The following is a 20,556-nucleotide window of genomic DNA, read 5'->3' on the forward strand; positions in this document are numbered from 1 at the left end:
GCGCGCATTTTAACAGAAAAAAACGCGACGCAAACGTTTTCTTAAGGGTTGAGTGGTTTAAATTTCAGCAATTGACCTTTTGAGCCTGTGATCGCTTTCAACTCAGTAATTTGAGTTTCAAGTTTACTTTTGGATACATCAGGCCCAACAATCACACGTGTAAAACCATTTTCTTGTTTGGTATGTGCTTGATAACCGCGTTTGCGTAAGTCAGCGACCAGTTTTTCCGCATTATTGGCATTCTTTAACGCCATAAGCTGAATAATCCAAGCGCTGTCTTGATAGTCGTTCGGCTCAGGCACTTGACGTTCAACCACAGTCAAGGAGTCCGATTCTGGATTTTGTTCTTGCGTTACCATAACTGGAGATTCTGGCAATACAGCGACATCTTCAATAGGCTCCAATATCTCAAAGCTTTCTTGCTGCTCGGCGATATTGGGACGAATAGGTATTGCTGCCGTGTCGTTTTGGTAATGAACCTTTTCGCCATCCAGTAAATCCGGCAAGACAATAACGCCAATGGAGGCCAAAATCACAGTTCCGAGTAATCGATTTTGAAACTGACTTGCCACTATTTTTGTTCCTTATGCCAATGCTCTAATACCTGACCTACGGTATGAAATGACCCTAAAACGATAATCAAATCATTTTCCGATGCATTTTTTACCGCTTGCCTATACGCCTCAACGGGATGGTCATATCCTACCGTGTCTGGTGGTAAGTGTGTTAGAAGCTCGTCATAACTTGCGGCTCGCGGACCAGATAACGACGCCGGATACCAATTGTTGCTCAAAGTTTTAAGAACTTGAATGGTTTCCTTGATATCTTTGTCGTGCAACATCGCTATCACGACATGAGTAGTCATTCCTGGGTAATCACGTTGAATGCGAGAAACAAAGTATTCAGCGGAATGCGGGTTATGAGCTACATCCAAAATAACGGTAGGCTGCTGACTTAAAATCTGCATCCTGCCCGGTAGTTTTGCATTTTCTAAGCCGTTCACAATGTTTACATCGGACACGTCTAGCCCACTTTTACCCAATGCCATTAAGGCCGTCGCTGCATTAGGCAAGGGTAACGAAGGTACCGGCAGGTTTTCTAATCGATATGGCCCACTCCACCAGCTCCATACATAATTTGATTCTTGCTGATAGTCAAATTGAATTCCGACTTGATGGAAGTCAGCGTTAATATCATCTGCATGAGCAGCGACTGTGTGTGGAGCCATAGGTTGACCGCAAATCGCCGGGCGGCCGCTACGGAAGATACCCGCCTTTTCAAATCCGATAACATTGATGTCATCCCCAAGCCAATCGACATGGTCAAGAGCTAGACTCGTGATCAGTGACACATCGTGGTCGACGACATTGGTGGCATCCAACCGACCGCCTAGTCCCACCTCCAAAAGTACGACTTGTACTTGATGGCGTTTAAACAGCTCTAGTGCCGCTAATGTTCCAAATTCAAAAAAGCTAAGGCTAACCTCACCACGCACTTGATTGAGATAAGCAAAGACATCAGAGTGTTCTTCATCTGCCAATACGTCACCATTTATTCTGACGCGTTCATTGTAGTGAATAAGGTGAGGAGAACTGTAGACACCAACGCTATATCCAGCATCAAGCAAAATGGCTTCTAGCAATGCACAAGCTGAGCCTTTGCCATTCGTTCCGGCAACCGTTATTACTGTCGGAGCGGGTTTGGTAAGCTGTGCGATTTCTGCAACTTTTGCAACGCGATCTAAACCTAGGTCGATTGCAGAGGTGTGGATGGATTCTAAATAATCAAGCCACATCGAAAGAGGTGATGTGGCTTGTGGAATTGAGTGTTGAGTCATCTAATTAACTGGGTTTATTAGGTCTGACCTTACTTTAACTTTTTTCGTCCGCTTCTGGTACTGTGTATTCTGGCTCTTCTGGCTTATCGTTCACAGAAACCACTAAAGGCGAGGCTTGATTGGTTAGTTTAGCAACCAAACTTGCGATACGTTGGCGCATTTCACGACGGTCGACAATCATGTCAATGGCACCGTGATCAAGTAGGAATTCACTTGTTTGGAACCCTTCTGGCAACTCTTCGCGAACCGTTTGCTCAATAACACGGCGACCCGCAAAACCAATGCGCGCTTTTGGCTCACCGATATTGATATCACCTAGCATAGCTAAACTTGCTGATACACCGCCGTACGTCGGGTCTGTCATTACTGAAATAAATGGCAATCCTTTCTGAGATAGCTTCTCTAGCGCTGCACTGGTTTTCGCCATCTGCATTAGCGACATAAGCGCTTCTTGCATACGAGCACCACCACTGGCAGAAAAACACACCAAACCGCAGTTATTCTCAATCGCCGCTTCAACCGCTTTAACAAAACGAGCGCCTACTACCGAACCCATCGAACCGCCCAGATAGGAGAATTCGAATGCGCTTGCCACCATAGGTAAACCCAAAAGTTCGCCTTTCATCACAATCAGAGCTTCAGTTTCACCACTGCTCTTTTGCGCTGCAGTAATACGATCTTTGTAACGCTTTGAATCCTTGAACTTAAGCTTGTCTTGAGGCTCAATTTCCGCGCCAAGCTCAACCGCTGTCCCTTCGTCTAAAAACGTTTCCAGACGCTTACGCGCTTTTAGCGTCATGTGATGATCACATTTTGGACATACTTGTAGGTTACGCTCAAGTTCTGCGTAATACAGTACCTGTTCACATGAGGTACATTTGGTCCATACACCTTCAGGGATGGAAACCTTACGAGAACTTACAATCTTGTTACTTTTTTCTAAAATCTTTTCAAGCCAACTCATGGAAGACCTTTTACTCTTTTCTCCCGCCAGCATGGCGAAAGATACAAATTCTGAATTTACGCGACTGGATTAAACCACATTCCGTAATTGCTGTAGATAAAAAACTGGTTGTACCTATTTATGATGCCTCAAACGGACCGTTCCGGCAGTAATCAACCAATTGCTTACCTACTTATGTAGTCAAGCAAATAATGCCGTTCAAACCAAGGGTGTGTTGACCTTTTAAGCTTGTTTTTGCAGCAGTTTGTGGGTTCTTTATACAAGGCAGAGGCTTTGATGCGTAGTTATTCTACTCGATAAGCCGATAACGCCGTAGAAAGGGGCCACAAACGCTGCCCGTAGGGTTCGGCTAAAAGCGTTGTACTCTTTGTTGAGAGGTGTTTTGCTTAGAATGACTAGGCTAAAAACCTCTCGCCGCGATTAAAACGCTTTTATCTCGAACAAAATTCAACCATAAAAGGTCAATACGCCCTAACCATTTAGACATATTTCAACAAGTTAGTTCAATTGATCTGGCAGAAATATTGGTCCAAGTGATACTTGTGGTAAATTAAATTGCTCTGGGTAATCTACATCAACCAAATACAGTCCTTCCGCTTTTGCTGTTGCGCCAGCTAAAGTTCGGTCTTTCACTTGCAATAGCTCCGCAATCCATTCAATAGGTTGCTCACCTCGGCCAACCACAATTAAGCTGCCAACGATATTGCGCACCATATGGTGTACAAAAGCGTTCGCTTTAATGTCAACGACCACAAACTGCCCTAACCGACTGACGTTCAAATGCATCACATTACGCCACGGACTTCTCGATTGACAATGGACTGCTCTAAATGAAGTAAAGTCATTTTCACCGAGTAGAAATTGCCCTGCCTGATGCATTTTTTCCACGTCCAGTTCGCCATGATAATGGCTTAAGCCTGAGTTCAAAATCCCTGGCCGTAAGGCACTATTAAAGATGACATAACGATAACGTCTAGCCGTAGCAGAAAAGCGAGCATGAAATTCGTCATTAACTTCTGTAGCCCAACGAACGGCAATATCCTTAGGTAAATTGGCATTAGCTCCCATGGTCCACGCCACAGGTTTGCGAATTGCTTCAGTATCAAAATGAACCACTTGTCCAGTTCCATGAACGCCCGCATCGGTACGTCCAGCGCATTGAACTTCTATCGAGTGGTTTGCCACCTTACTTAGCGCTTTTTCAAGTTTCTCTTGAACAGACACGACTTCTTTTTGACGCTGCCAACCAAAGTATTTGGTTCCGTCATATTCAACACCTAAAGCGATTCTCATGGCCTTACCTAAGCTATTCAAAAGGGCGGAATTATATACGTATTTCCCATGTCGGTGCCAGTGAACATCTGCACTGATGTAAAAATCCACCTGCATAGCAGGTGGCTTTGAAAGGCCCCCTAAAAGGGGGCTCACTGTTAGTTTTCTAACCCTAAACGCATTTGACGCTCTTCTTCTTCCTTTCCAACACGATCTTGGTGCCGGACATACCTGCGTATAATTTCCTCGTTCATCCCTACCGAATCAACGAAGTAGCCTCTTTGCCAGAATTTGTTACCCCATAATTTCTTCTTTCTTAAATACGGAAATTTGTTAAACATGCGAATCGCGGTTCGTCCTTTTACAAAGCCCATATATGTCGAAACACTTAAACTAGGTGGCAATCTCACGACAAGGTGTACATGGTCTACTTGAACATTCAACTCTACAACCTTACAGTTCTTCATGTTGCTGTAGATGTAGATACTGCGGTAAAGCTCTTTACCTAAATTTCCTTTCAAGATTTTCAGGCGGTATTTGGGTGTCCAGACTATGTGGTACTGGCACCTGTAATAAACGTGTGAAGCGGATTCATATCTGCTCATGTTCTTTATTTCCTTAATTTGCTGGTTACAAACGAGGACATCTTGAACATGAGCGTTCTTCGGGCATAGCCCAAAGGAACGATCACCACCTTCTAAAGAAGGTGGTTTAAGATTAGAAAACAAAAACAGGAGGGCACGCCTCCTGTTTTATAATCTAGTTTGGACGAATCAAGTTACTGACTGTTGATTGAGTCAATCAATGCTTTCGCTTCCTGACGTATATTGTCATCACCGTCAACAATCGCTTCTTCAAGTAACTTAACCGCACCTTGTGGATCACTCATCTCTATGTAGATTTTGGCTAAATCCAATTTTCCGGCTGCCTCAGCGTTGGCATCCACATCCAGAGAGCCTATATCACCTATAACATCAGGAAAATCACTTAAACCCACATCTAAGTTCAGTTCTTCTTCATCTGGCGATAACGTCGGCAATTCGGTCTCGTCTACTTCTGCCATCAACTCATCTATAGATTTGAAGCCCGATGTATCCAGAGATTCAGTATCTTGCTTTTCCCAATCTTCTTCCAGAATATTGGCTTGTTCAGGGGTATTTGAGGGATGCCAAACTTCTTGTTCTTCTGTTGGTATCTCATCTGAAATTTGTGCTTTATGCTCATCTGACAGAGTAAAACCATTCCAGTCTTCGCCACTTTGCAGCATGGTATCTAAATCCATACCGGCACTATCAGTCATGTCCTGATTTAATGACGAGGAAAAATCGAAACCTTGGTGCGGGTCAGTCTCGTCCAATAAGCTCGCTAACTCGGATTCCTGATATCCACTGACCTGCTCATATCCACTACTCAAATTTGACGTGTTCTGAACGACATCATCGTTTTGCTCAGTTGTTTCAGTATCGGATACAGTTGACGATTCACCTGCGAGTTCTTCAACTATGCTAGCGTCAGGCTCAGTGGTTAGGTCCAGATCTTCGATAGCCTGTGACTCAGCTGTTGCTCCACCTTCAGCTTCAAAATCGGCTAACGCTTCTTCCTCACCAAATTCTGGGAGTTCTAATTCATCTAACGTGACTGGCTGGTCGACTAACTCGTCTGCCTCATGCTCAACTGGCACTTCTTCGCTAGCAACAACTTCCGCAGCAGTATCGAATCCTTCATCAGGCTTTGGCTCTGCAGTTTGTTCAACTTCTGCTTCAAAATCGGCTAAAGCTTCTTCTTCCCCAAATTCTGGAAGTTCTAGGTCGTCTAACGTATCTGGCTCTTCGACTAATTCGTTAGCGATATCGTCCAATGGCACATCTTCACTAACAACAGCTTCTGCAGCAGTATCGAATTCTTCGTCAGGCTGTGGTTCTGCCGTTTGTTCAACTTCTGCTTCAAAATCAGCTAACGCTTCTTCTTCACCAAACTCAGGTAGTTCTTGATCGTCTAACGTAACTGGTTCTTCAACTAACTCGTTAGCGATGTCCTCAACTTGAGTATCTTCACTAGCAACAGCTTCTTCAGCAGTCTCGGATTCTTCACTAGGCTCAGATTCAGCTGCTGGTTCAATCTCAGCTTCGAAATCGGCTAACGCTTCTTCTCCAAACCCTGGAAGTTCTAGGTCGTATAACGTAACTGGCTTTTCGACTAACTCGTTAGCGATGTCGTCCAATGGCACATCTTCGCTAGCAATAGCTTCTTCAGAAGTATCGAACTCCTCATCAGGCTGTGACTCAGTTGTTGGTTCCACCTCAGCTTCAAAATCAGCTAACGCTTCCTCTTCTCCAAACTCTGGAAGCTCCAGATCGTCTAACGCAGCTGGCTCTTCGACTAACTCGTTAGCGATGTTCGCAGATGGCGTTTCTTCACTAACGATGACTTCTCCAGAAGTATCGAACTCCTCATCAGAAGTTGACTCAGCTGTTGGTTCACTCTCAAATTCAGATTCTGATTCAGCTAAAGCTTCTTCTTTGCCAAACTCAGGCAATTCTATATCGTCTAAGCTGACAGGCTCTTCGGCTAACTCGTCTACCTTAGGCTCAGCTGACACATCTTCGCTATCAACAGCTTCTGCAGTACTATCGAATTCCTCATCAAGCTGTGACTCAGCTGTTGGTTCCACCTCAGCTTCAAAATCAGCCAATGCTTCTTCTTCGCCAAATTCTGGAAGTTCTAAGTCGTCTATCGTAAGTGGCTCTTCAACTAACTCGTCTGTCTCAGGCTCAACTGGCACATCTTCGCTATCAACAGCTTCTGCAGCAGTATCGAATTCCTCGTCAAGCTGTGACTCAGCTGTCGGTTCACCTTCAGATTTTGATTCGGCTATTGCTTCTTCTTCGCGAAACTCCGGCAGTTCTACATCGTCTAAACTGACTGACTCGTCAACTAACTCATCTGCATCAGTCTCAACTGGCACATCTTCGCTAGCAATAGCTTCTTCAGAAGTATCGAACTCCTCATCAGGCTGTGACTCAGTTGTTGGTTCCACCTCAGCTTCAAAATCAGCTAACGCTTCCTCTTCTCCAAACTCTGGAAGCTCCAGATCGTCTAACGTAGCTGGCTCTCCGACTAACTCGTCATCAGGCTCAGCTGCTACATCTTCACTGACATTGACTTCTTCGGAAGTATCGAACTCCTCATCAAGCTGGGAATCAACTTTTGGTTCAGCTTCAGAATCAGCTAATTCTTCTTCACCAAATTCAGCTAGTTCTGGAGAATCTTCCGAGACTGGAGCTTCTTGATCGGCAACTGGCAACTCGAATTCATCTGAGGCCACTGGTTCCTCGATATCAATTGGAGCGACATCGAGTAGATCATCAGCAATGTCATCGAAAGCCCAATCATCATCTGATGGTGTACCGAATTCATTGGCAGGCGCTTGGATCGCTTGTGGCTCTGGCTCTGGCTCTGGCTCTGGCTCTGGCTCTGGCTCTGGCTCTGGCTCTGGCTCTGGCTCTGGCTCTGGCTCTGGCTCTGGCTCTGGCTCTGGCTCTGGCTCTGGCTCTGGCTCTGGCTCTGGCTCTGGCTCTGGCTCTGGCTCTGGCTCTGGCTCTGGCTCTGGCTCTGGCTCTGGCTCTGGCTCTGGCTCTGGCTCTGGCAAGGAGCTTATTCCGTCATCGAGAAGAGATTCAAGCTCTTTCGCCTCATCAGAGATGGGTTCTTCGCTTTCCGCTTCTAACGCACTTTCGATTTGAGGTTCAAAGTCAAAATCGCTATCAGACAAAGCTTCGCCATCATCGACATTTTGACTGGCTAACCAATCTTCCTCTTCGCTTTCTAGCTCCGCGTCAGTGGCTGCAGAGTCTTGAGATGACAGTGGCAAATCATTTTCTTCGGTAAAGCTAGAGAGTTCCGGCTCGTTGGATTCTTTAGCTCCCTCCACCTCGCTAATTGCAGAGTCTAACCATTCTTCGTCAGATTCAGCGTTTTCTTCTGGAGAAAGATCTGCTTCAGCAGCTATTGATTCAGGTTCAGTATTGACCTCTAGTGGAACATCGTCGGTATCTTCGGAAGTTATTTGCTCTAATTCAGATTCGGAACTGTCTGTAACAGCTTCTCTAATTTCATCGCTATCCGACACAGATTCTGTGTCCGGCACATCAACGTCGTCTGCACGCGAAGTGTCACTTTCGACTTCTTCCATTTCAGGTGCTTGTGCCGGTTCATCAAAGTCTAGTTCTTCGAGTAACGGATCTGAGTCTGGCGCAACACTCAGCAAATCATCGACAAAATCGTCGCTATTAAAATCTTCAACTGGCTCTGGCTCTGGCTCTGGCTCTGGCTCTGGCTCTGGCTCTGGCTCTGGCTCTGGCTCTGGCTCTGGCTCTGGCTCTGGCTCTGGCTCTGGCTCTGGCTCTGGCTCTGGCTCTTTAGGAGTATCCTCTTGCTGCTCTTGCTCAGCAACCAAATCAATCAGTTCTTCTTGTGGCTCTAGCAGCTCGGTGTCATTATCTGTTTCTGAAATTTCAGGCTCAGGCGGGTTAGCAGGTTCGTCAGCTTGACTGTCGATTTCCAGTAACTCATCAAAGAGCGCGGTACTGTCATCGCCTAGATCATCCTCAGACAAATCTAAACTGGAGTCTTCCATGTTTAGGACATCGTCAAGTAACTCGTCATCACCAAGCTCGATGCTTTCATCGGGTGACTCAATTAACTCGTCAAGTAAATCAGTCGAGGTTTCCAGATCAGGTGTCGATTCACTCTCTAACAACTCATCAAGCAGTTCATCAGAGTCACTTAAATCGAAATCTTCACCAACTAGGTCGCTCAGCAGCTCGGTGCCGTCTTCATTGCCAGCTTCTTCGCTTAAGTCGAAGGAATCTGCGTCAAGTGAATTGGCCTCTAATTGCTCTAAATCTGCTTGAGCTTCGGCTTGAGCAAATAAGTCGTCTAAAACATCATCGCTGGCGAGGTTTTCATCACCACCAGCAACTGAATTGATGGCATCGTCGTCACTTAAATCAAAGTCATCATCTTCGTCATCCGAGGCAGACAACAAATCATCCAGTAAAGACTGGTCAAGCTCACCATCTAAATCTTCGCTCTCTGTTTCGCTGGCCAGAAGCTCATCGATATCGTCAGCTGAAAGTGCGTTTTCTGCTGAAAGATCGATATCAGAAGTATCTTCACTATCGTCTCCAGCAACCTCGTCTAGAGCTTTTTCCATTTCCTCTAGACCTAGCGCTTTGTCTTCTGCATTGACACTAATGCCATTGCTGCTGCCATCTAGATCATCGAGGTCACCTGCTAAGTTGCCATCGTCTTCACCAATACCAGCAAATGGATCGTCGCCATCTTCACCTTCTAGGTTAAAGTCTAAGTCGCTGTCATCCAGATCGGCAAAGATGTCTTTGTCGTCACCGCCATCATCAATATCAACTTCATCGCCAAATAACTGTTCTTCGTCGTCTGAGCTGCCAAACAAATCATCATCAAGAACTAAATCATCATCGACTTCTTCATTCACCGTTGGCGCAGTTGCTGCAACAGGTGGAGCTTCTTGAAGTTCTGGCTCTTTAGCTGATTCCTCTTCTTTCGAACGTCTACCCAACAACGAGACTATGATAAGAACAATCAGTAGACCCGGAATAATTGCTAACGCTGCAACCACCCACCAATTTGAGAGGAGCTTGTCGAGATCAGTGGGTGCAAGACGCTGCTCTTTTTCTAACTTTGCTTTCTCTTCAGCGAGGAGTTTCTCAACTTCATTACGGATTCGGTCTTCATCACTGAGTTCATCCTTTAAAACGTCAACCTCAGACTGCACTTCCGCCAGCATCAGACGTAATTTGTGATTTTTTTCTTCCAGCGCGGTGAGCTCGGTTTCTGAAGACACCAATTGCTTTTGCAAGCTGTTAACTTGTTGCGTTTTTTCTTGTTCTGCAACTTGCTTTTCCATCGCCATGCTATCCACAGGCTTGTCGTCAGACGGTGCGGTCATTGGTGGCTGTTCGACGACAACTTGAGGCGTGGTTGCTGGTGTCGTTTCATTGGCAGCTACATCCGGTGACGGCTGGGATACCGCAGGAGTGGGAACGGAAGACACGTTATTGGAAGTGTTAGACTGCGAGATAACAGGTGTATTACCTGCCAATTTGGCCTCATGGGCACGAATGATATTGGCTGCTTCTTGCGTACTAAATCCACTTATTTGTGCCAATGAAGGCACTCTTAGAATACTGCCCGGAATTAAGCTGTGAATGTTGCCATCTTCAAAAGCCTGGGGGTTGAGTTTAAAAATGGCGAGTAACGTTTGTTGTACCGTAACTTGGTTATTTGGCCTAATCTGCGTGGCAATTCGCCACAAAGTGTCGGTTTCACTTGTAGGGCCAACAAACTGCGAAGGCTGGTTTCCATTTCGGATTTCAGGATCAGAAAATTGAGGTCCACTCTGGACTTGGCCATCAGGTCCAAGCAAGCGAATGGTTTGAGCTTGCGATGCAAATGATAAGCTAGCGACAACAAGAAGAGATGGAACAATTAGTCGCTGGAAAAAATAACTCATAAAAAGCTCAGCTGTAAGTTAACGAAGATTATCCGATGATCTGTTAAATATATCGGATGTCACCAGTAAAACTGTAGCTTGGTAGCCTAAAAATGTGGGGCAGTCGCAGTAATCTCACAGAATTTGTCAGTAACCTCCTTTTCTGTTCGATTTAGACACTCATACAAAGAAGAACAAGCAGACTCGAAAGCCTGCCTGTATCTAATCCGTATTCAAACTAAAAACGAACTAACGTCAGTTTTGCTAGTAGTAATCTCGAATCAAAACTTCTGCAATTTGTACCGCATTGGTTGCTGCGCCTTTGCGAACATTATCAGCAACCACCCACAAGTTAATGCCCATTGGATGACTAATGTCGTTGCGAATTCGACCAACAAAGACGTCGTCTTTTCCACCTGCATCACCCACTTGGGTAGGGAAATCTTCTCCGTGGAAAACTTCAATTCCTTGCGTTTGTTCAAGCAGTTGTGCGACTTCTTGAGCATCGATTGGTGCGCGAGTTTCGACATGCACTGCTTCAGCGTGACCATAGAAAACTGGAACCCGAACACAAGTTGGGTTAACCGTAATTGACGAATCGTTGAAGATTTTTTGGGTTTCCCAGACCATCTTCATTTCTTCTTTGGTGTAACCGTTATCCATAAACGAATCGATTTGCGGGATACAGTTAAACGCAATTTGTTTGCTGAACACTTTGTTTTCCGCCGGTCTACCATTAAGCAAATGTGCAGTTTGACCCGCTAGTTCATCGACGCCAGACTTACCCGCACCAGATACTGACTGGTAAGTTGAAACATTAATTCGCTCAATACCTACGGCATCTTGAATCGGTTTCAACGCAACTAGCATTTGGATGGTTGAACAATTTGGGTTGGCAATAATGTTGCGGTTGCGAAACTCTGCAATCGCTTCTGGGTTAACTTCAGGGACGACGAGAGGAATGTCGTAGTCGTAACGAAAATGTGAGGTGTTGTCGATAACAACCACACCAGCATCAGCGGCAATTGGCGCCCACTTTTCTGAGAGCTCCCCGCCTGCAGAGAAAAGTCCGATATGAGCTTGAGACCAATCAAACTCCTCTACATCTTGCACTGAGACAGATTTGCCGTTGAAGCGAACGACTTTCCCAGCGCTTCGTTCACTCGCCAGTAAATAAAGCTCTCCCACTGGGAATTTACGCTCTTGAAGCACTTCAATCAATGTTTCACCTACTGCGCCCGTCGCACCTAAGATCGCTACGTTAAATTCTTGGCTCATTATATTTCCTCTACTTTAAAACCCAGAGCGCTGAGCTGTGGTAATCCAAATTCTTTCTGACCTTTGATTGTTACCGCACTGTATTCTCGGCGATCCCAGTAATTTTTTCGCATTGCATCAAATGCACCCGGTTTAGCTATTTCTCGACGAAACAGTGCATCATCGCGACGAATGTCATACACAACCTGCGTTAAATTGTGCAAAGTTGCTTCATCCCACGCTCTTGATAGAGACATAGTTGGAACAGGTGCAACGGGTAACAAGTCTGAAGCATCGGCCTTATTATCAAGACCAAGAAACTCGCAGTAGCTGTTATAGATCATCGTCGTTCCGCGAGCTTTTCCTTCTAAGCCATACCCAGCAACATGCGGTGTGGCAAATGCCAACAAAGGTAGTAACTCAAAATCAACTTCAGGCTCAAACTCAAATACATCAAGAACGGCAGTGAATCCATCCGCTTTTTGTAAACGCGCCTTAAGCGCCGAATTATCAACGATAGGTCCGCGAGCCGCATTTATCAAAATTTGATCCGAACGCAACGATGCCAATCGAGCAGAATCAAATAAGTGATGGGTAGAATGCTCACCGGATTTGGTGATAGGTGTATGAACGGTAATTACATCCGCTTTCACTAGCAGCTCTTCTAAATCGGTAAAGGTGCGAGTGTCGCCTTCTGCTTTCTTAGGTGGATCATTAATCAATACTTTAATACCTAAGCCTTGCAGACATTGCTGTAGGTAACTGCCTACTTGACCAGCCCCAATGACACCAATCGTTTTATCAAAAATTGAAAAGCCTTGTTGTTGGGACAAAATCGACAACGCACTTAAAACGTACTCAGTGACGCCGACTTTGTTACACCCTGGCGCAGCAGTAAAATGAATACCACGTTCAATGAGAAGTGCTTGGTCAACGTGATCCATACCCGCGGTGGCGGTCCCAACAAACTTGAGTTTATTGGCTTTTTCCAGCAGTGCCTTGTTCACTTGCGTAACAGAGCGAATCATCAAGGCATCAACATCTACTAAATCGTCAGCGGTGAGACCACGTCCGGCTTTCAGTTCCACATGCCCAAGTTGACTGAACAATTGTTCAGCATAAGGCATATTTTCATCTACAAGTATTTTCATTGGGCTAAGTCACGGTTTTGAATACCGTGATTCTGCCCGATTCAAGGTTGAGATAAAAGCTTATGTTGCTCTCTTGCCCGACAATCCAGTGACTTTTGCATTAACGCTTGCGCCGCTGAGTAACTCGGATAATGCCTTAACAACCCATCTAAGGTATTCACAGCTTCTGAGCAGTCTCGACTATAAGTGAGCAACTTGGCATAGAAATAACGACCAAATATATGATTTGGGTTCAATTTGAGGAAGCGTTCAGCGGCAGTTGTTGCGCGCTCAAGATCTTGAGGTCCAGCAAAATAGCTCCGCGACAAAGACAGCCAAGCAGCATCATTTCCTGGATTGATTTGAATCGCTTTATTAAGGCTCCAAATATCTTGCTGATACACACCTTGATGGTGGTAACGGTGTGAAACGACATTAGCAAAACTAAGTGCTGGCACAACGAGAACAAGGCAAAGCGAATAACCTAGCCAAACCTTGTTTCCCCGCTCTTCATCAATAAACCAGTTACAACTCTCTTTGGCAAACTCTTGTTTTTTGGGGGAAGAGTCTGTGACCAAACAAGAAAACAGCAAGACACCAAATATGTAACTCATTGGAGACAAGAAAACTTGGCTCAGTAACGAATGGATAAGGAAAGCGGTGAGTGCGACCAACACCCAGCCATGTTTAGGTTGCTTCCATACTAACTGCACACCTTTCCAAAACGCCCAACAATACAAGCCAGCAAAGAGTAATCCGCCGATCCAACCCAGTTCGGTAAACACTTTGGCTAAAAAGTTGTGGGGGGTTCTTAAGATCAATTTTTCGCTGACAAATACCGAGGCTTGTTCTGTACCTGCTTTAGCGTACTTGGGATGCAAATATTCGAAGTTACCCGCACCAACACCAAAAGGATTATCCAACAACATATCCCAACTATTTTTTACCAAATGCCATCGAGGCAAATAAGCTTGTAGGGGATGGGTTGTCGCTTGAGATATCTCAGCAGTGACTGAAGTAAAACGGTTAGATTCAGGTATCTCGCCCGAGTTTTGCATTAACTGACTGCCACCAAAATACAATAAAGCGACCAACAAGCTAAATGTAATCGTTAAGCCGAGTCTCTTTGTTTTATGCTTCTTTGGTAAAAAACTAAACAGTACAAATAGCAGCCCCATTCCAATGCCTAAGGCAAACACCGTAGTCCTGATACCTGATATTCCCAAAATATAGAGAATCATTGATAGAACCACTAATACCGGCATACAAATCAAAACTTTATTTCGATACCTAAACAAAAATACTGCTAAAGCTGGAATCCAGATATTAAAAATATGCCCGGCATTGTTGGTAAAACCAATTGGGGTAAACGCACCATTGTTAACAGGGACCTCCAGCCATCGCTCAACCCAATAGACAACACTAAAACTCATCGCAGACAGCACACAAGCCAAAAGCACAAGGTCAACGCGCCTTTGATGAGAATAGCAACGCACTAAAACCAGCACCGCTGTGCCAAATAAGGCATATCGCAGCAAAAACTCTATCGCAGCAAACTGGTGACTACTCCAGAGAAAACTCACCAACATCCAGTAACCAAGTAACACATATACCTGACCAACTTGACTTAAACCACCAAGAGCCTGCTTGCGATGGCTCCAGATAAACGTCGATAGCAATATATCGATAAACAGCCACTTAGGTACATCATGACTGTAAAAATAACCGCTCCAATGAAGGTTAGTAATGATGGCGATAGCTACCGGAATGAAAACCCAAAGTGGCTTGGTTTTCGTTAACTGAAACAAAGGAATCATAAAGAATCACTAAACAATGTTGATAATAAAGAGGGAAGCCAAGCTTCCCTCGATAAGTACTAGTAGCCGTACTCGATTTGCAGTTCTAGATTTTTGAAATTTAGATAAGCACTTTGGTTGTTACTATGGTCGTTGTCTTTAGCCATTAGCTTCAAAATACCACCGGACAATACCGTTTCTCGTATTTCATCTAAGCCAACATCAGTGAATACCATTTCAACCGGTAGATCGCCTTTATTCATAACACCTAATTCACAAAGAGCCTGACCTTGCTGACAGAAAGATGAGAACTCAAGTTCTGCATTATCGCTGTTTAACGATTCAGACTGTCGTCCTTCATATACTGAGATGTCTTCGGCAAGGTTGTAGTTGTATTGTGGATTCGGTGACTTTTGAACTAATTTGGCCGACGTCACTCGCACACCTTTTGGCACCTCACTTAAATCAAAGGCAAAGAATGCTCGACTTTCGCGTGGACCCAATTCCCACTCATATTGATAACGCCCAGCACTCGCGCCCCAATGGTTATTGTAGGCATAGTAGCTGGAAGTCAGTTGAGGCGGTGAATATGGCGAATACGGTGAGTAAGGAGAATATGGATCGACTGGTGCATAAGGATCCGGCGCATAGGGAGAATATGGCGAATACGGGTCAACAATCGTGTAGAAACCGATTTCTCCGCTAAAGGTCTGCATTGGTTGCAAATTAACAGTATCTAAAATAGCTTGCTGCCCTTTTGCAACAGTAATCATTGGAATCGACTTCCCTCCTGTTACTTCATTAGTCTCGACCTTCATAGCAAATCGTTTTAAGTTCCAATCAGCACCTCTATGAGTCGCTTCTAGCTCATGATATTTATCTGGATCTAGGTGTAAGTGCCAATTACGAGTCGCATTCCAATCCGAGGACGCGTCAGAGCCCGTTTCTGTTTTAAATGTAACGGGGTTACTGGTCAAAAGGCTTTTACCCGCATTGTAAAGCCTAAACTGCACGCTGACATCAGATGTAGGATTTTGCGGTTCACGTACCTTGATTGGTGTACTGTTGCTCTCCATTGTGACGAATTGGTGGTCGACATCACTCCATGCTCGAACTTTTAATATTGGAGCATCGGCGCCAATCATTATTTCTCTTGCATAACGCTTAGAATAACCGGCACGACCTTGGGTATGATCAAGATAAAACTTCATCACTTCGGGCGAACTTGCCCATAAGGTTCCATCAGGATTTTGTTTGCTTTGGTGTGCTATCACTTCATATTCAATGAATTCCCATTCGTCCGCCGTCGCTGCGGGCGAAAATGGTAGCTTGGTTTGGACCCTACCCAATTTGTCAGTTGTCACTGTCTTCGCATATGCAAAGTTACTCGCACCTTTGAGTTTAACTTTGGCAAATGGAACTGGGTTTCCTTCTGAATCCACCACATCAAACTGAACACGAATCCAAGGACAACGCCCGCTATCTGAAACGCCACACGAATAGTCGAAATTCCAATAGCTAAAGTGACCGACTGCACCAACGTACTTATCACCTTCCAGTTTCGCATTACCTTGGTGAACCCATTTACCAGTCGTCGTATCTAAGTGCCAAAGTGGCATCTCAGAAGGTGCATTTGCAGCACTCTCTACATCAATTGATATTGTGGCTTGACTACCTGATGCAATATTTAGAGGGTTACCTACACTATCTTGAATTTTTGCATAGATTACCCCGTAAGATATGATGTCAACTTCTTCCTCATTTGCAGTGCCTTGGTTGACAACCCCAGTAAAATCACCTGGAAATGCATCTATAAATGCCTCATCAGCGGGATTAGCTACCGCAAAGTTAACAGTTGCATTTCCTGAGTATTGATTGCCAGTTTCATCAACAATGGAATTTGCAGGAAACGCAATTGAGGCTTTGGGGCCAATCTGCACCGCATTTGAAACTGTAGTATCGAATGGCGAAGTTTGGTCAACTTGGGCCAAACGAATTAAGCCTAAGTCAGTAATCTGTCCTGTGTTGACTGTTACTGGTGTATGGTAGGCAGCATAGCTACCAGTATGGCTGACTTCTAGAACGTGCTCTCCTGATTCCACATTACTGACTTGGAATTCACCAGTACTAGGATCTATGTCTACCAAAGCCTGAATCAAAGTACCTTTTTTGTCATTCTCACCCTTTCGATAAAGAGATAAGTTGTAATCTGAAATATGGTTATTTGTAAAACCTCGCATTACTCTGCCGTGAAGTTGACCTTCTTCAACGGCCACTATTTGTTGATTGAAATTATCTGTGACTTCAAATTCAAAGCTATCTGAACCGCTGCGTTCGCCTGTCGTAGTAAAGGCAACTACATCCACTCGGTAAAAACCTTTTATGAACTTCCCGTTAAAGGTATTTATCATTGGTGAGGCCATAGACGTAAGATTCAGCTTAGGTCCGATGTCGACTAGGTAGCCGTTGATATACCACGTTTTGATTAAATTACCTTTTGCTTCATCACCTGTCGGCACATCAGCATCAATCTCAAAATCAACGGTGTCACTAAATTCAAACTGAGATGGCAAAGCTTGTCGATTAACAATCTCTACCGGAAGTTTATTATTTATTTGGAAGTCAATATTTAAGTCAATCGAACCAGTCCCTTGAACACCTCTCAAGGCCTGAGTCACATCAGTGGTTTTACCTTTAATGATACGTACAGTTTCTGCAAAACCCGTTGCTAAATGAACTTTAGGGTTTGACGAGTTTCCATCGTGAACCGTAAAAACTAAAGAGTAGTAACCTGAGGGTATCGAGTTAGTTAAATTAACCGTCGCTTGCCACTTGCCGTCAACTAACGTCCGCTGGACTTCTACGCCAGGTACTAAATCCCCGCTGCTGTCTTTGAGTTGCAAATGTGCAAAAGGTTGTAGAGCAATGTCTGCTGGCCAACTAGCAACAAAACGAAGACTACCTAGTCCTTCGTCCATTTTAACTTCGATGATAGCGGGAGTTGTTTCCTCTGGTCGCACAGACAGGTTTTGAGTACCTTGAGCAAATACCACACCATCTTTATCGATTGCGTTTATTGTGATTTCCCATGGGCCAACGGCAACACCTTGAATGGTTTTGGCACCGCGGTCATTGAAGGTTAGATCAAAACTTTCACTTCCCGGCCCCCTACCGATGACTCGAAACTTATCGGCTGTTAAATCCAGCGATGGTTCATTCGTCGTATTTTCTCTGGGTGATAAGTTAGTATTTTGCGGCACTGCAACCCCTGAAGAATACACTGACACGTTTTGTTCACCGCCAGAAATATTCACTGAAGCTGAGCGTAAATTAACAGGTGTTGAATCAAACTGAGATGAGTTAGTTTCATCCTGCAGAACAATCTGTAGACTGCCTTTTTGTACCGAAGGAGCCGGTTTAGATTGTGAGGTTTCCCCTCCCCCGCCACCATTACAAGCAACAGCGAGAAATGAGAACAACATTATGTACACATAATAAAATGTTCTTTTTCCGTTCATAAATAATCTCTCTTTTTTAAACGTACACATGCCGAATAAATTTATTGGCTTTGTTACTTTAAATAAGAGGGAAAAATAAATTTTTCAGTATTTACTTTTCGTTACCGCCATTGAAAGTTGCAATAAATACTGCGAAACAGTTGGTTATATTTACATTGTGTTACCCGTATTCGTTGAACCTTTAACGCGCCTACTAAATATTGATTTTAAAAATTAGGAGGTTAGTAACATGCAAAGTAAAACCAAAGAAATAAAACATAACATCCTGTATATAGGAGGGGATATAGTCAGCCACTACGAATTACTACCCTTTACGTATCAAAATATGACAGTAACAAAATGGGATATTTCCAACTTTAAAGAAAAAGAAATCAAAAATGAGAAAATAGAAAAAATCACCAAATACCAATTAGTAGTTATTGACAATCAATATATATCTAACAATATACCGGAAAGTTTAATTTCTATTATTAGTAAAACCAAAGAACCTATTAAGCTCATCTTTTCGCCCAATTTAAATAAAAGGGAAAGACTTCACCTGCTTTCATTAGGATTCGACGACGTTATTTGTCAATCAACAGATATAGATGAAATCGCTTATAGAGCGCGAAGATTATTGTCGAGATACATTGAACACTCGGAGTTTTATAACGATCAGTACTGCATAGTGTGCAGGCACTTCAAACTTGATCCAGAAACTCGTTTGTTGACTGTGGGGGAAAATCAGAGCCAGTTAACCGATGGCGAACATCAGGTGTTGTTACATTTAATTGGCAATCGAGGAAAATTCAATACCCGCCAGGAACTTTCACAAGCACTGGGTAGACGTTTTCATAGCAATGAAAGTCGATCAATCGATATGTTAATCGGAAGACTTCGGAAAAAAATTCTGGATGACCCCAAAATGCCTCAATACATTGTTACGTCAAGAGGCAGAGGATATATGTTGACTGAACAAGCATAAAAAAAGGCCATGTGTACTCACATGGCCTACTTTAAATTTCTGATTCAATTCTGATCAATTAAGCTTGATACTTCTTGATTACAAGCGTGGCGTTAGTACCACCAAAACCAAAGCTGTTAGACATTACTGTATTTAGTTCTGCATCGCGCTTTTCAGTCACAATGTCTAGGCCTTCTGCTGCTTCGTCAAGATTTTCAACGTTGATGCTTGGCGCTACGAAACCGTGATGTAGCATCAGCGTTGAGTAAATCGCCTCATGAACACCTGCCGCACCCAATGCGTGACCAGTCATTGCTTTCGTTGCAGAAATTGCAGGGCTATTACCACCAAACACTTCTTGAATTGCACCTAACTCTTTCACGTCACCTACTGGTGTTGATGTACCGTGTGTATTGATGTAATCGACAGACTCAACGTCTTGCATTGCCATCTTCATACAGCGAATTGCACCTTCACCCGATGGAGCAACCATGTCATAACCGTCTGAAGTTGCACCGTAACCCACGATTTCACCGTAGATTTTTGCACCACGTGCTAACGCATGATCAAGTTCTTCAATAACTAGCATGCCGCCGCCACCAGAAATAACGAAACCATCTCGGTCAGCGTCGTAAGTTCTTGATGCTTGGTCAGGAGTTTCATTGTACTTAGTCGAAAGCGCACCCATAGCATCAAACATCATGGTCAAAGACCAATCTAGCTCTTCACCACCACCTGCAAAAACTACATCTTGTTTGCCAAGTTGGATTAGTTCCATAGCATGACCAATACAGTGAGCCGACGTTGCACACGCTGAGCTCATTGAGTAGTTCACACCACGAATCTTAAATGGAGTAGCCAGACACGCCGATACCGTTGAAGCCATCGTACGCGGCACCATGTAAGGACCAACTCGCTTAACACCTTTGTTGCGAAGAATGTCGACAGCGGCCACTTGGTTTAACGACGATGCGCCACCAGAACCTGCGACAATACCGGTACGCTCGTTAGAAACTTGCTCATCAGTTAGACCTGAGTCTTCAATTGCTTGTTGCATAGAAAGGTAAGCATACGCAGCCGCATCACCCATGAAACGCATTTGCTTGCGATCAATGTGTTCGGCTGGGTTAATTTTCAAATCACCCCAAACCTGAGAGCGCAAACCGTTCTCTTTGAACTGCTCTGAAGCTGTGATGCCTGATTTACCCGCTTGCAATGATGCTAACACTTCTTCGACATTGTTACCGATACTCGACACAATACCCATACCGGTGATGACGACTCGTTTCATGAGACCTTCCTATCAT

At 44.3% G+C, this 20,556-nt stretch carries 12 protein-coding genes; 1 reads left to right on the forward strand and 11 read right to left on the reverse strand.

Annotation, left to right across the window (positions count from 1 at the left end):
- Window positions 1-41 precede the first annotated feature (41 nt).
- The 10 genes from ACXAFJ_RS09290 to ACXAFJ_RS09335 all read right to left on the reverse strand — a co-directional run bounded on the left by ACXAFJ_RS09290 (window position 42) and on the right by ACXAFJ_RS09335 (window position 18,270).
- Entirely contained in the window at window positions 42-572 is a 531-nt protein-coding gene (locus ACXAFJ_RS09290) for an SPOR domain-containing protein (RefSeq protein ID WP_475322974.1), read from the reverse strand.
- On the reverse strand, window positions 572-1,837 hold the full coding sequence (gene folC / locus ACXAFJ_RS09295; protein WP_475322975.1) for a bifunctional tetrahydrofolate synthase/dihydrofolate synthase: 1,266 nt from the start codon (window positions 1,835-1,837) through the stop codon (window positions 572-574). The genes ACXAFJ_RS09290 and folC overlap by 1 nt, the downstream gene beginning before the upstream one ends.
- 34 nt (window positions 1,838-1,871) lie before the next feature.
- Window positions 1,872-2,801 carry an acetyl-CoA carboxylase, carboxyltransferase subunit beta gene (gene accD / locus ACXAFJ_RS09300; RefSeq protein WP_475322976.1) on the reverse strand — a complete coding sequence of 310 codons (930 nt, stop codon included), beginning with the start codon at window positions 2,799-2,801 and terminating at the stop codon, window positions 1,872-1,874.
- Window positions 2,802-3,299: 498 nt separating this feature from the next.
- Window positions 3,300-4,094, reverse strand: coding sequence for a tRNA pseudouridine(38-40) synthase TruA (gene truA / locus ACXAFJ_RS09305; protein WP_475322977.1), 795 nt, complete (start codon window positions 4,092-4,094; stop codon window positions 3,300-3,302).
- 137 nt (window positions 4,095-4,231) lie between these two features.
- Window positions 4,232-4,678 carry an IS200/IS605 family transposase gene (tnpA, locus tag ACXAFJ_RS09310; protein WP_475322979.1) on the reverse strand — a complete coding sequence of 149 codons (447 nt, stop codon included), beginning with the start codon at window positions 4,676-4,678 and terminating at the stop codon, window positions 4,232-4,234.
- 173 nt (window positions 4,679-4,851) lie between these two features.
- Window positions 4,852-10,626, reverse strand: a complete 5,775-nt coding sequence (locus ACXAFJ_RS09315; RefSeq protein WP_475322980.1) for a FimV/HubP family polar landmark protein — start codon at window positions 10,624-10,626, stop codon at window positions 4,852-4,854.
- A 243-nt stretch (window positions 10,627-10,869) separates the two neighbouring features.
- The gene (locus ACXAFJ_RS09320) at window positions 10,870-11,883 is read right to left on the reverse strand and encodes an aspartate-semialdehyde dehydrogenase (RefSeq protein ID WP_475322981.1); all 1,014 of its coding nucleotides are present in this window, start codon (window positions 11,881-11,883) and stop codon (window positions 10,870-10,872) included.
- A complete protein-coding gene (locus ACXAFJ_RS09325; protein ID WP_475322983.1) occupies window positions 11,883-13,013 on the reverse strand; it encodes a 4-phosphoerythronate dehydrogenase in 1,131 nt (376 codons plus the stop codon). The genes ACXAFJ_RS09320 and ACXAFJ_RS09325 overlap by 1 nt, the downstream gene beginning before the upstream one ends.
- A 41-nt stretch (window positions 13,014-13,054) precedes the next feature.
- Entirely contained in the window at window positions 13,055-14,809 is a 1,755-nt protein-coding gene (locus tag ACXAFJ_RS09330) for an O-antigen ligase family protein (RefSeq protein ID WP_475322984.1), read from the reverse strand.
- A 59-nt stretch (window positions 14,810-14,868) separates the two neighbouring features.
- Window positions 14,869-18,270, reverse strand: coding sequence for a hypothetical protein (locus ACXAFJ_RS09335; RefSeq protein ID WP_475322985.1), 3,402 nt, complete (start codon window positions 18,268-18,270; stop codon window positions 14,869-14,871).
- 265 nt (window positions 18,271-18,535) lie between these two features.
- Between ACXAFJ_RS09335 and ACXAFJ_RS09340 the strand changes: the two genes are divergently transcribed.
- Window positions 18,536-19,270, forward strand: a complete 735-nt coding sequence (locus tag ACXAFJ_RS09340) for a winged helix-turn-helix domain-containing protein (protein ID WP_475322987.1) — start codon at window positions 18,536-18,538, stop codon at window positions 19,268-19,270.
- A gap of 58 nt (window positions 19,271-19,328) precedes the next feature.
- Here ACXAFJ_RS09340 and fabB read toward each other — a convergent pair whose 3' ends face one another.
- Window positions 19,329-20,540: a beta-ketoacyl-ACP synthase I gene (gene fabB, locus ACXAFJ_RS09345; RefSeq protein WP_475322989.1), complete on the reverse strand. Its 1,212-nt coding sequence runs from the start codon at window positions 20,538-20,540 to the stop codon at window positions 19,329-19,331.
- Window positions 20,541-20,556: the final 16 nt, after the last annotated feature.

This window comes from Vibrio sp. ABH4_348, from assembly GCF_056159765.1.